This is a genomic window from Chryseobacterium sp. LJ668, assembly GCF_019613955.1.
Classification (GTDB): domain Bacteria; phylum Bacteroidota; class Bacteroidia; order Flavobacteriales; family Weeksellaceae; genus Chryseobacterium.
This window is the reverse complement of record NZ_CP080443.1, coordinates 267,220-279,796: the sequence shown is the minus strand read 5'-3', so window position 1 is coordinate 279,796 and position 12,577 is coordinate 267,220. Positions and strand designations below refer to the sequence as shown.

Below are 12,577 nucleotides of genomic sequence, written 5' to 3'. Positions count from 1 at the left end.
GGGGAGATTACTTCGCTTAATGTATCTTAACGTACCTAATTGTATCTTAATGTACCTTAATGTGTCTTAATCGACTATAAAATTAATATTATGAGTTCAAACATTAAGATTACCAGAATATGCCAGCATTGTGGGCATGAATTTATTGCAAAAACTACAGTTACCAAGCATTGCAGTGACAACTGTGCTAAAAGAGCATATAAAGCAAGAATCAAAAAACAAAAAATTGAGGAAAGCGATGCTAAAACCAAAATAATAAGAGAAAGACCTCAAATACACGTAAAAACTTTTGAGTATCTAACTGTCAATGATGTTGCTACATTGTTGAAATGTGACCGCAGAACAGTGCACAATATGATAAAATTAGGTAGGCTCAATGCTATCAATTTGTCAACTAGAAAAACAAGAGTTCTCAAAAAAGATCTTGATGGGATGTTCTTAAACCCCATTAGAGAAGTCAATACACAACAACCTTTACCAAACCAAGATAAACGACCACCGCTTAAAGATTGCTATACAGTGGGCCAGATTTTAGCTAAATATAGTCTTGCTGAGGTAACATTACGAAATATTGTCAGCAAAAATAATATCGCTAAATATAAGGAAGGCAAGTATGTTTATATTAAAAAACAAACAATTGATCCTATACTTAAGCGATTTGACATACGATATTAACGGAAACAAAATATTTGAAGTAGCAGGTAGTGCCATTGTATTCCAACAATGGTAAATCCTGAACAAAAATTGTATCAAATTTCTATTTTAATTCCAAATTTAGTCTTATGTCGAAAGTCACATTAAGAAAAAAAGCAATAAGTGGGGGAAGACATAGTTTGTATTTAGACATATATCCACCCATTCCAAACCCTGCTACCGGTAAGCTGCAGAGAAAGTATTATCTAAAAATTGCTGTTTACACACGTCCTAAAAATATTTTAGAAAAAGATCATAATAAAGAGACTTTAAGCTTAGGTGAATATATAAGAGCAAAACGTCAGTTGGACGTACAGAATAGGAGATTTGATTTTCTTTCTGATTCAAAACTGAAATCCAACTTTATTGATTTTTTTGAAGAAGAAGCTCTTAAGAGAGACGGTAATGCTAATTGGCGTATGTCAGTTAATTATTTTAAAGAATTTGCTGGTGAAGTATTTCCATTTACCCACTTGAATGAAACATTTTGCGAAGAATATGCGGATTTTCTACTTTCTTCACCCGGAATAGGGCGTGCCCAAAGAAAGATAAAAACCAATACTGCTGTCAGTTATTTTGCTAAGTTTAAAAGTACTCTAAAAGAAGCATATAAAAAGAGATATCTGCCCGTAGATCTGGGAAGAATTGTTGATAGCATAACGCCAGAAGATACACATCGTGAATTTTTATTTATGCATGAGCTACAAAATATGGCTTCTGCGCATTGTGATTCAATAATTATTAAAAAAGCTGGTCTATTTTCAGCAATGACAGGATTTCGATATTCTGATGTTCAAACACTTCTATGGAAGGAAATCCAAGGTTGTGAGGGGAATTATTACATTTTGTATAGTCAGCAAAAGACTGATAGTGCGGAGTATTATCCTGTTTCGGATCAAACCGTTCAGTTATTAGGCCCACCTGGTGATCCTAATTCAAGAGTCTTCGAGGGTTTAAAGTATGATCATGTAGTAAAAGAACTAAAAAAATGGCTTTCTAATGCTGGTGTAGAAAAACATTTCACATTTCACGGTTTTCGACATACATTTGCTACGCTACAACTGTCAGCAGGAACATCAATATATACTGTTTCAAAACTATTGGGCCATAAAAATATTCAGACAACAGAAATATATGCAAAAGTGGTGGATAGCCTTAAAAAAGAAGCTTCAGAAAAAATCAAACTTAGTGTTTTCAACATCGGAGAAAGTATTAATTCCATTCAATTTCGAGAATCATAAATTATTTAATATTAAAAGGAGCAGAAACAGGATAGGTCAATGAGTGTCAACTCTGTCCTCGTCTAACCAGTTTTAGGTTAAAATCCGAGATTATAAATACTATTGAAAAAAAATATGAAAAATTACACGTTTGATCAATTACCATATTTTATGAAAAAAATTGATGAAAGGCTAGATAAGATAGAAGATCTTTTGTCTAAGGGATCTCAAATGGAAGTTTCTGAGAATGATTTCATGAATGCTAAAAATGCATCGGAATTATTGAATTTCTCCTTGGCAACATTATATACAAAAATATGCAAACGAGAAGTTCCTTTCTACAAACAAGGGAATCGTCTTTATTTTTCCAGGCAAGAATTATTCGATTGGATTAAAGAAGGGAGAAAAAAAACATTGAATGATATTAATGCTGATGCAACTAAGATAGTCAGTGCTATGAACAAAAAAAAATAGCAGAAGCATCGGAAAGAAACCTTTAAAAAATTATCGGTTTAGTTTTAAAATCAAAGTTAACGAGAAACGAATTAATACATTACACATTAGATGGACAAATGTGTTAAAAATATGTTGATGGGAAGCTTAAATCAGAGTAGCATGAATGTCGCTGAATAAAACAATTTTCATATTATTTATTTTTAGTTAAGAATTCTTCAATCTCGATAATGGTTTGTTTGGCTGTCCTGTTCAGACCGATCAATGTTGCAGATGCATAGCCTGTCCAATTACCATAGCCCACTAACCACAAACCTTCCACTTCTAATGATTTACTATCTCTAGTTTCAGTAATACCTTTTTCATCAACTTGAATGATTGATTTTAAAAAGGAAGTATCATAGCCGAAACCCGTACACCATATTAAAGCATCAAATTCTTCTTTTTCTCCATGATCCCAAATCACCCCTTTATCATACAGTTTATGGAATATTCCTTCCGAAATCAGAGCACCTCTGTCTCGAGCTTCCTTCACAGGAGGAACCAACACAATGTTTCCCAAGTTATACTTAGATGCGTCAAATGGTTTTCCTTCTTTCTCCGCCTTATATTTTGCTGAAGCCACATTAAATAAATAATACCCATCGACATTTTCAGGAAGAAATCGTGGTTCATGTTTTGTTGACCATTTTACGTTCGTAACTTTTGAAAGTTCTGCAACAATCTGAGCACCCGAATTACCCTCACCGATAACCAAAGTTTTCATTCCAGTAAAATCTTCGGGGTTTTTATAAATTTGAGAATGAATCTGTATTCCTTGAAAATTTTTGCGGCCTTCTAAATCTGGAATTAAAGGATGCCCCCAAGTTCCTGTCGCAGAAATAACTGTTTTGGCATTGAAATTACCATTCTTTGAATGAACTGTAAAAATATTTTCTTCTTTTATGATTGTACTGACTTCAATTCCTCTTCTAACATTCAGTTGATAGTGAAGTTCATAAAGACGTAAATAGTCAATCACCTCATGTCTTAGCGGAAACTTATGCTCAGATTTTGGCATAGCCCAACCTGGCAATGAACTGTATTCAGCAGGTGAAAAAAGAGTAAGACTGTCCCAAGTGTGAAGCCATGCACCTCCGGGTCCATATTGTTTATCCAATATAAGATAATTTAGTTTAGCTCTCCTCAGATAGTATCCGCAAGCTAAAGCACTTTGACCTCCACCAATCACTATAACGTCAAAAATTTCATCCATTGATTTTACTTTTAGTTCAATTTATTTTATATATCCAGATATTCCACTTTGTTATTCGATCAACTCATCATGCCTGATTTTGTATACTAGTTGAAGTCCATTCAGGATTTAAAAATCTGCTATTATCACTAATTCCTTCGGTACTCCGAAAAGGTAGTGATTTTTTATACCCAATGTTTAGAAACTTTGCTTTAACAAAATAGATTAATAGGGGTTACATTATCCCTAATCACCAAAGAAGATTTACAATTAAAAATTTCAAAAAGATGCATATAGAAAGAACAGAATTTACAGCTTGGATGGAAAGAATCATGGAACGGTTTGACATCCTTAAAGAGTCTATTGTCAAGAAGCAGTTACAAAACACAGAGATTGACGGAGAACAATTGCTGGATAATCAGGACGTCCTACAGCTCCTTAAGATCAGTTCAAGATCGCTGCAGCGATACCGATCAGATAAAAAGCTACCGTACTACACTATCAGTGGTAAATTATACTACAAGAGATCTGATGTCGATCAGTTTATCCGTAATAATTTTCATAGTGCTGTCAGGATTACAGAGAAAGGCAATGACAAGTAATTCCTCAGATTACTAGATAATGTAAACTGTTTCAAAAGCCAGATAATTTTAAGGTCACAATTAAAACAACAATTATTATGAGTGAAACCAATTCAAGCAAAATTCCTGAGTTAGAAGAGCTATCAGATATATTACTCGTACTTGATAAGAAAAAAATGAAAATCCAAGCCGTTACCGGTATTGATGAAAAAGGTAGATTAAAAACTGTTGAGCCCAATAAAAGAAATCAAAACCAGTTCATGAGGGTTGATAAATCCGGTGATCTGTTTTCCAACTTCTTCTCCAATTTTTTCAGCCAGTTGAAAAATCCAAGTCAATTCTCTTTTTTTAAAGTTCCGGCGGTAGAAGCACAGGAAAAAGCAAAAGAAATTCAAAAATATGTTGATCATCCGACTGATGAAAGCAAGGCTGCGCTGGAAAGTGCAGAAGTAAAATTAAATGACACAGAAACAACAAAAAATAAAATCGACATGGAAGCAAAAGAGCCAAACACAGAAAACAATGATTACAGATTCAAACCTGAGCAGATTGATTGGGATACGATGTCCAATCTAGGTCTCAATAAAGAGAGACTGGAGAAATTAAATATTTTAGATTCACTATTAAAAGGCTATAAAACCAATGATTTAATTTCGATCAGTATCAACTTTGAAGGAGCCATTACGAAATTGGATGCGAGGCTTTCTCTACAACAAAATGAAGAAGGAAAAGTAATGATGGCCATTCATGGTATCAGAAAAGAACCCCAACTTAATTTCCCATTTTTCGGACACCAATTTACAGAGGAAGACAAGAAAAACTTGTTAACCACAGGAAACATGGGTAGAGTCGTGGAATTGAAAAATTTCAAGACCGGTGAACCCATTCCATCCATTATCAGTGTTGACCGATTGACGAATGAACTGATCGCCTTAAAAACGCAATACATTAAAATTCCTGATGAACTGAAAGGAGTAAAACTTGACGATCAACAAAAACAAACTTTACAGGACGGAAAACCTCTGCATATTGAAGGAATGATATCAAAAAAAGGAGAACCTTTTAATGCGACGGTACAGTTCAATGCAGACAAGCGGTATGTAGAATTTCTGTTTGACAAAACCCAACATCAACGTCAATCTGAAAAGAATATCCAGTCTCAATCTCAAAATACCAACACTGCAGCTCCAAAGATTTTCAGAGGAAAAGAGCTCGAAGCTGATCAGTACAATAAGTTCAAAGCTGGAGAAACAATCTATGTGAGTGGATTGACAGACAGTAAAGGAAAAGAATATCAAGGGTATATCACCTTTAATAAAGAAACTTCAAAGACAGAATTTTCATTTAACAATCCAAACCAATTGAAAGAAAAAGTGCAGCCGTCGGAAGATCACAAGACACAGACTGCTGTTAACTCTGACGGTAAAACCAATGAAGCTACCAAAAATATAAAAGAGCCGCTTCAGCCAAAACAGAAAGAACCTGCGAATAAGCAACAGGAAGATCAGCAGAATAAACCTACGAGATCAAAAGGACGAAGAGTATAGGAATTTAAACTTTTTAAGCATTCCAACCTTCAATCAATCCATCAATCCATTTGCATTAACTAAAATATACCATTAATCATGAAAGCAATCATTGCAGAAAAACCCAGTGTTGCAAGAGAAATTGCCCAGCTTCTTCAGATTTCTGAGCAAAAAAAAGGATATCTGATCGGAAACGGATATTGTGTAACCTGGGCTCTCGGTCATCTGGTCTCACTGGCGATGCCGGAAGATTACAACATTCCATCTTTTCAAAAGGAATCTCTTCCGATCATTCCTAATCCCTTCCAGTTGACCCAAAAGAATATGAAGAAAGGGAAATCATACCATCCTGATCCGTTGGCTGTAAAACAACTAAAAATCATCAATGAGGTTTTCGATCAATGCAGTAGCATTATTGTAGCGACCGATGCCGGCAGGGAAGGAGAATTGATTTTCCGTTACATTTATGATTTTTTGAAATGCAAAAAACCTTTTGAAAGGCTTTGGATCAGTTCACTGACTGAAAAAGCGATCGCAGATGGATTTAAACAATTAAAGGCAGGATCAGATTTTAATGGATTGTATTACGCAGGGAAAGCAAGAAGCGAAGCGGACTGGTTGGTAGGGATCAATGCTTCTCAGGCACTCAGTATTTCTGCAGGTAATGAAGTCTATTCTTTAGGAAGAGTGCAAACTCCCACATTGGCTTTGATCTGCAGAAGGTTTCAGGAAAATCAGAACTTTAATTCTACAAAATATTGGCAGATTCAATTAAAGCATCGAAAAGGCTACATCGACTTCACGAGTCAGTCATCTGATCAATGGGATGAAAAGAGATCAGCTGAACAGATCCTTAGATTCATCGAGCGCGAAGGAAAAGCTCAGGTTACCGATGTGCAGGTAAAAATGGTTTCAGAGTCCGCTCCTTTGCTTTTTGATCTCACGGCTTTGCAAAAAGAAGCCAACCGAAAGCTTGGGTTTTCTGCAGATGAGACCTTACAAATTGCACAAAGTCTGTATGAAAAGAAATTCATCACGTATCCCAGAACAGGCAGTCGATATATTCCCGAGGATCTATGGACTGAAATTCCAGAGCTTGTAAGATGCCTTAACAGTCACGAAAAATTTAAAAAAGCATTCTCAAACCTGCAATTTGGAAATTTTAACAAGCAGATAGTGAATGATCTTAAAGTCACTGATCACCATGCATTAATAATTACCGGCAAGATTCCTTCAACAGTATCTGCAAAAGAAAATGCAGTGTATGATATGATTGCTTTCTCGCTTTTAGAATCATTATCTGAACCCTGTTCTAAAGAGATTACCCATATCACGCTTAAAGTGAATGATTATGAATTCAAATCAAAAGGGACGAAAATACTTCAGCAAGGATGGCGGGCGATAAAAGGAATTTTATCTGATCTTGATGAGAATATGGAATCACTAGCTGATTTTCCTGAACTCAAAATAGGAGATGAACTTAAGATCTCAAAGTCAGAAATTTTAGATAAAGTAACGCAACCTCTTAAACTGTATACCGAGGCTGATGTATTATCTGCTATGGAAAATGCAGGTAAACTGATTAAAGATAGAGAAGAACAAAAAGCAATTCAGAATATAGGAATCGGTACACCGGCAACGAGAGCTTCTATTATTGAAACCTTGCTTAAGAGAAATTATGTCGAACGAAAGAACAAATTACTGATTCCGACTCAAAAAGGATTGCAGGTTTTTGAACTCGTGAAAGATAAAAAGATAGCCAATGTACAAATGACTGCAGAGTGGGAGATGGCGCTCCACCAAATTGAGCAAGGAGAATCAGATGAAGATGACTTTCTTAATAAAATTAAAGAGTATACATCCCAAATTACTGCCGAACTTTTATCACTCGATATTCCCAGCGAAAAACAACCCGTTCTGAACTGTCCTAAATGCAAGAATCAAATATTGATTATTAAGGATAAAGTGGTCAAATGTCCTGATGAGAAATGTTTGTGGATACAATTCAGAAATATTTGTGGTGTTCACTTAGAGCTAGCTGACATCAGCTCATTACTTGAAAAAGGTAAAACTTCGCTCCTGAAAAACATGACAAGTAAATCAGGGAAAAAGTTCGATGCATCACTGGTTCTGCAAGATGACTATTCGACAGGATTCGAATTTCCAGATCGAAAAATGAAACGCAAATAAGCTCGAACCAAAAAAGTAACACAACTCTCCAATTTTACAAACTACTGTTATGAACCAACAAAAACCAGATTTGTCGTATTTCAGTTTACGATTGACAGAGCTTCTGTCTGTAAGCTTTCCTGATAAAAGAAACGATCAAAAATTCATCTTGCTACGATCACAGCTTGCGGAGAGTGCCTATGAAAATGCCTTCAAAGAAGGTCATTCTGTTTCATACTGCACTGAGATCGCAGAATCAATATTGTTTGAAGAATTAACTTTTTCAAGATACGATCTGATCTTTAAAGTGATTTGCAATGAATTCAGTCTTGTCTTAGCTGACGAAGAGATTCGACCTTTGGCGTTGAAGATGTTGACAGAATGTGACTCTGTATTTTCAGGATATCATCTTACAAAAGAGTTTGAGGACAGTTTGGACTATGATGTATTGTATACTGAACTGACCGGACGTATTCAAATTTAGATTGAGGAACATGGGGTTCAATAGGAATCAGCATTTGCGTGAGAATCTAGATGCTCTGCGAATTGTATTTGCCCTGGAAAAACAAAAACGCAAAGCAAGTGCAGCAGAAATTGCGCAAATGCAGAGATACTCCGGTTTCGGAGGATTGAAATTTGTGCTCAATCCTGTTCAAGGTTCCGGTGTTGAAAAATACTGGACGAAATCAGACCTTCCTTTTCTCCCTCTCACTCAAGAGCTCCACAAGATTCTGTGAGAAAATTCAATCAATGAAAAAGAATATATTCGTTAGCTTGACAGTATCTGAAGTTCTGTTTTGACAGCTTTTTATACACCACCAATGTTAATAGATACTATTACAGAAGTAATTAATAATCAGGGAATATTTATTAAGAACTTTCTTGAACCCTCCGCTGGAACCGGTGCCTTTATCAAGTCTTTTATTAGTAACTCTGATCCATTTTCTCAAAATAATAAGCTTGCGATTCGTATAAGAAATCTGATTAGTTTCAGGAGAAGCCTAATAGTTAAATAAGGGCGTACTGTCTCCTTTGCCCACAAATCTTTTCAAAATGCGTACACGAAAGGTAGCCACGTTAGGCAGCTGTGTTTACTCAGCGAATGATGACAGAGGCAGGAAGAAGATTACAGGAGCCATAAAAACAATGATATACCTAATGCCCGAGAGATTACCTGCCATCCCCAAATGTTTTTGAGAGTTTTGCTCCCTCGGCATATCCGATGATGCACAAAAAAAGCCTGCAGCATCAAGATGTCATCAATAATATCAGGAATATCAATTTTTGCAGTAGTTATTTTATCAAAAATGATGAACTTTCCTGTCCAAATTTTTTTTTATTTTGAAAATCTTTAGGTGTAAATCCAGAAAAATCTTTAAACTCCTTTGTAAAATGTGATTGATCAACATAATCTAACTCATAAGCTATTTCAGCAATACAGTTCTTTTTATCGCTATTCAGCAAATTAATTGCTTTCTCAAATCTTAATATTCTTAAAAACTTTTTAGGGGATACCCCTATCGATGTTTTAAACATTCTTTCCAATTTTCTTTCCGATATCCTATGTTCAGTTACCATTTTTTTTACAGTTGTGGAGTAATCCATACCTGAGTGAATAATCTGTTTAATTTCCTCAGTTTTGGTTGGAAAATTAAAAAACTTGAGGGTTAAATATTGGACTAATATTTCTATCTTTTCCTCATGCGTAGATACATCATATAATTTTTCATTTAACTCTTGAGAACTGAAATTTGTAATATCAGGTAAGGAATCAGTCAATTCCTGTGCATCTATTCCAAATAGCGATTTAATCGCATGGGGATAGAAACTCACTCCTATGTGAGAATAAGACCCTTTAACGTGATATTTAGTTTGTTTTGTAATAATTCCGCTTAAAAAGGAATTAGGTAGGACAATTCCGCTATCAGATTTTGTGGGAATGTGGCCATCGAGATTTTGGAAAATTAATCTAGGAAATCGGTCTGCAAAGATTTTTATTATCTTCTCTACACCACCGTCATCTTCATGATCGATACTCCAAAAATAACGTACATATTCTTTTAATATTGGAGGTGGATTATAAACTTGATATTTCACAATTTTCTAAAGTTTTTATAAATCAAAATTAATTATAAAATGTGGTATGACTAAAAATTTATTCAAAACAACACACTTTTGTTCAGAAAATTTTAGTTAAGCATTAATTTAAAAACAGATAAACAAATTAGCTTGCAAGTTCTATTAAAGTTTTTCCATTGATGATAAAAAATTTTAAACCAGTTGTTAACAGTATGATAATCAACATAATAATTGCAAATAAATAAAGACGTATTTTCTTTAATTTTGTAAGCCTTGGCACCTTCATTCTCCAAATCTAAACTTTTCTTGAAAGCATTAATTCATATAAACTTTTCTGCATCGATGATCTGCGAATAAACCTTTTGAATACGAAACACTCAACCATTCATATTTATAAACATTGATTTTGATAAACTTAGGACCAACAGCTGCTTTTACAATAAATTTTTTTTGCTTCATGCCAATCAATAAGCTTGATACGATGTCTTTCATGTATTATCTTTTTTTTCAAAATTGAAATAATGCAAGTGAATAATTGTAAAAATCAGACATAGGTATAAAATAGTTTTTCCGATGAGACCTACGCTGTCGGGATTTTACAATCAATTGTTGTATATGCATATTATTTTTGAACAAATTATGAAAGGACATTTTCTCCTTTTAAATGTTAACCTTAAGTTAGTAATGAAAAATTTGCATCATCTCAACTGTCTTAAAATTGTAAATCCAATTAATGACGATGTTATAGGTCATTGCCTACTGATAGAAAATGAAGGTGATTTAATAATGATTGATGTAGGTATCGGAATGCTTGACACAAAAAATCCATCAGAGCGTCTTGGCGATGAGTTAATCGAAGCAGCCGGATTCATGTTTGATGAAGATCTAACTGCTTTTAAACAAATTAAGAAACTTGGTCTTGATCCTAACAAAGTCAAACATTGTGTGATTTCACACTTAGATCCAGATCATATTGGAGCTTTAGCAGATTTTCCTAATTCAAAAGTCCATGTCAGTTATGAAGAATACGAGAATTTTAAGCAAGGAAATCCCCGGTATTTAAAATGGCAAATTTTAAATGAACTTAATATTTACACCTACTCAAAATCAAAGAAAACCTGGTTTGAATTTGAAGCCAGAGAGGTTACATTAGGAAAAAGTTTTTCAGTGTTTTTAATTCCATTATTTGGGCATACTATCGGACACTGTGGTATAGCAATAAAGTATAATGATACGTGGCTGTTTTATATTGGAGATGCTTATTATTTAAGAGAGGAATTATATAATAATTTACATCCAGTTAATCAGCTTGCACAACTTAGAGCTGACAATGATTCAGAAAGAATAAACACGCTAAAAAGAATAAAAAATTTCATATCAAAGAATCCTGAAATTCTTGTTTATTGCTATCATGACAGATCAGAGTTTGATAATTTATTAAGACATAACAAGTAATAATCAACATATGTTACAATTTAGCCAAAGGTAACTGTTCACACTAATTATATCACTGAGGAAGTAGTTGTAAAAGCTTTTTCTAAGGCGACATACTCTTTGGATTTGTTGACAGCGCAAAAGGCAGATATATACTTGGACTTACGGCATCTCACTATTTACAACCATATTTTAATACTGGTGTAAGCTTAGAATAAGATGGATTTCCGGCATAAGCGGAAGACATGCGGGCTGTTCATTATTTTAAGCATGAAGGTTCAAACCTCTTAAGGAGAAAAGCTTATACAATGGACGATGTCAGATCAGATTCCGTTAAGCGCACTGACACAGAAGGCTATAATAATATTGAATATTTTACATACAATGGCACAACTGTTCCTACCGATATAATTGTAATTACGCAGATGGCATTGCTGTTAATGATATGCTGTCGAGATAACAACCTTACAGGCTGATAGGCAATAAAGATATCAATACAATTTGAACTTCTTCTTGTGAGTAGTAGTTATCCTGAAGCACACCCGGTTATGTCTCCTTATTTTGTATATCGATAAGCTTTGTCTTCTGATATCGCGGATTTAGCCTAAGGATAATTTGCAGCGGTTGGATAATGACAACTTCTGCAACCATTTTTTAGATCAACGCCTGCCGCTATAAAACTTGATGAACATCAAAGCATTAAGATGCAAGGCGTCACGGCTGGTGTAAATTTTTGGCCGCCTGATTAAAAAATTTGCAAAGTAGTGCGAATTAGGAGGACTTACACTAGGTTACACCATTGGAGTACAAATTTCTATTAGGAAACCATCAATATCTCTAACGTATGCTACAACTTGACCCCATGGTTTTGTTATAGGGCTGGAAACTACTACTGCTCCTGCCATAACAGCCTTTTCTAAAGAAGCTTTCACATCATCGGTTGTGAAACCAATTTCAATTCCGAAAGGTTTATTCTCTAGATCAGCATTTAAAAAACCGTCTTTAAGGTTAGAATTTGCAAGTGCAGTCGTCGCAAATGAGAGCGTAGTTGGTCCGGTAGCAACCTCGCCATATTGGTTATCAGGCGTTACAAATTTTTTATTGAAGCCAAATGCCGTTGCATAAAAAGAAACTGACTTATTTACGTCGTTTACGTAAAGGATAGTATAAGAAAATTGTATCATTATT

At 34.6% G+C, this 12,577-nt stretch carries 13 protein-coding genes; 9 read left to right on the top strand and 4 right to left on the bottom strand.

Annotation, left to right across the window (positions count from 1 at the left end):
* Nucleotides 1-90 precede the first annotated feature (90 nt).
* The 3 genes from K0U91_RS01340 (at nt 91) to K0U91_RS01330 (ending at nt 2,387) form a co-directional block, all read left to right on the top strand.
* Nucleotides 91-675 (top strand): helix-turn-helix domain-containing protein, encoded by a 585-nt coding sequence (locus K0U91_RS01340; RefSeq protein WP_220180129.1) that lies wholly within the window; start codon nt 91-93, stop codon nt 673-675.
* A gap of 107 nt (nt 676-782) precedes the next feature.
* Nucleotides 783-1,934: a site-specific integrase gene (locus K0U91_RS01335; protein WP_220180128.1), complete on the top strand. Its 1,152-nt coding sequence runs from the start codon at nt 783-785 to the stop codon at nt 1,932-1,934.
* A gap of 150 nt (nt 1,935-2,084) precedes the next feature.
* Complete coding sequence (locus K0U91_RS01330) at nt 2,085-2,387, top strand: helix-turn-helix domain-containing protein (RefSeq protein WP_259429444.1); 303 nt, start codon at nt 2,085-2,087, stop codon at nt 2,385-2,387.
* A 172-nt stretch (nt 2,388-2,559) separates the two neighbouring features.
* Here K0U91_RS01330 and K0U91_RS01325 read toward each other — a convergent pair whose 3' ends face one another.
* Nucleotides 2,560-3,621, bottom strand: coding sequence for an ArsO family NAD(P)H-dependent flavin-containing monooxygenase (locus tag K0U91_RS01325; RefSeq protein WP_220180127.1), 1,062 nt, complete (start codon nt 3,619-3,621; stop codon nt 2,560-2,562).
* A 266-nt stretch (nt 3,622-3,887) separates the two neighbouring features.
* Here K0U91_RS01325 and K0U91_RS01320 point away from each other — a divergent pair, with 266 nt between their 5' ends.
* From K0U91_RS01320 to K0U91_RS01300, 5 genes are all read left to right on the top strand, one after another.
* Nucleotides 3,888-4,202, top strand: a complete 315-nt coding sequence (locus K0U91_RS01320) for a helix-turn-helix domain-containing protein (RefSeq protein WP_220180126.1) — start codon at nt 3,888-3,890, stop codon at nt 4,200-4,202.
* Nucleotides 4,203-4,279: 77 nt separating this feature from the next.
* The gene (locus tag K0U91_RS01315; RefSeq protein WP_220180125.1) at nt 4,280-5,728 is read left to right on the top strand and encodes a DUF3945 domain-containing protein; all 1,449 of its coding nucleotides are present in this window, start codon (nt 4,280-4,282) and stop codon (nt 5,726-5,728) included.
* A 78-nt stretch (nt 5,729-5,806) separates the two neighbouring features.
* Nucleotides 5,807-7,897 (top strand): type IA DNA topoisomerase, encoded by a 2,091-nt coding sequence (locus K0U91_RS01310; RefSeq protein WP_220180124.1) that lies wholly within the window; start codon nt 5,807-5,809, stop codon nt 7,895-7,897.
* 49 nt (nt 7,898-7,946) lie between these two features.
* Nucleotides 7,947-8,360 (top strand): DUF1896 family protein, encoded by a 414-nt coding sequence (locus tag K0U91_RS01305; protein ID WP_220180123.1) that lies wholly within the window; start codon nt 7,947-7,949, stop codon nt 8,358-8,360.
* Between the two features lie 10 nt (nt 8,361-8,370).
* The gene (locus K0U91_RS01300; protein WP_220180122.1) at nt 8,371-8,613 is read left to right on the top strand and encodes a hypothetical protein; all 243 of its coding nucleotides are present in this window, start codon (nt 8,371-8,373) and stop codon (nt 8,611-8,613) included.
* A gap of 556 nt (nt 8,614-9,169) precedes the next feature.
* Here the strand turns inward: K0U91_RS01300 and K0U91_RS01295 are convergent.
* Nucleotides 9,170-9,973, bottom strand: coding sequence for a helix-turn-helix domain-containing protein (locus K0U91_RS01295; protein WP_220180121.1), 804 nt, complete (start codon nt 9,971-9,973; stop codon nt 9,170-9,172).
* A gap of 297 nt (nt 9,974-10,270) precedes the next feature.
* Entirely contained in the window at nt 10,271-10,447 is a 177-nt protein-coding gene (locus tag K0U91_RS01290) for a hypothetical protein (RefSeq protein WP_220180120.1), read from the bottom strand.
* A 147-nt stretch (nt 10,448-10,594) separates the two neighbouring features.
* Between K0U91_RS01290 and K0U91_RS01285 the strand changes: the two genes are divergently transcribed.
* Complete coding sequence (locus K0U91_RS01285; protein WP_258561888.1) at nt 10,595-11,410, top strand: MBL fold metallo-hydrolase; 816 nt, start codon at nt 10,595-10,597, stop codon at nt 11,408-11,410.
* 770 nt (nt 11,411-12,180) lie between these two features.
* Here the strand turns inward: K0U91_RS01285 and K0U91_RS01280 are convergent.
* Entirely contained in the window at nt 12,181-12,573 is a 393-nt protein-coding gene (locus tag K0U91_RS01280) for a VOC family protein (RefSeq protein WP_220180119.1), read from the bottom strand.
* Nucleotides 12,574-12,577 lie beyond the last annotated feature (4 nt).

Bases quoted from the DNA above. Each gene is read 5' to 3' on its own strand.
- K0U91_RS01315 (WP_220180125.1), top strand. From the start codon at position 4,280: ATGAGTGAAACCAATTCAAGCAAAATTCCTGAGTTAGAAGAGCTATCA.
- K0U91_RS01310 (WP_220180124.1), top strand. From the start codon at position 5,807: ATGAAAGCAATCATTGCAGAAAAACCCAGTGTTGCAAGAGAAATTGCC.
- K0U91_RS01280 (WP_220180119.1), bottom strand. From the start codon at position 12,573: ATGATACAATTTTCTTATACTATCCTTTACGTAAACGACGTAAATAAG.
- K0U91_RS01325 (WP_220180127.1), bottom strand. From the start codon at position 3,621: ATGGATGAAATTTTTGACGTTATAGTGATTGGTGGAGGTCAAAGTGCT.
- K0U91_RS01330 (WP_259429444.1), top strand. From the start codon at position 2,085: ATGAAAAAAATTGATGAAAGGCTAGATAAGATAGAAGATCTTTTGTCT.
- K0U91_RS01335 (WP_220180128.1), top strand. From the start codon at position 783: ATGTCGAAAGTCACATTAAGAAAAAAAGCAATAAGTGGGGGAAGACAT.
- K0U91_RS01305 (WP_220180123.1), top strand. From the start codon at position 7,947: ATGAACCAACAAAAACCAGATTTGTCGTATTTCAGTTTACGATTGACA.
- K0U91_RS01285 (WP_258561888.1), top strand. From the start codon at position 10,595: ATGAAAGGACATTTTCTCCTTTTAAATGTTAACCTTAAGTTAGTAATG.
- K0U91_RS01290 (WP_220180120.1), bottom strand. From the start codon at position 10,447: ATGAAAGACATCGTATCAAGCTTATTGATTGGCATGAAGCAAAAAAAA.
- K0U91_RS01320 (WP_220180126.1), top strand. From the start codon at position 3,888: ATGCATATAGAAAGAACAGAATTTACAGCTTGGATGGAAAGAATCATG.
- K0U91_RS01300 (WP_220180122.1), top strand. From the start codon at position 8,371: ATGGGGTTCAATAGGAATCAGCATTTGCGTGAGAATCTAGATGCTCTG.
- K0U91_RS01340 (WP_220180129.1), top strand. From the start codon at position 91: ATGAGTTCAAACATTAAGATTACCAGAATATGCCAGCATTGTGGGCAT.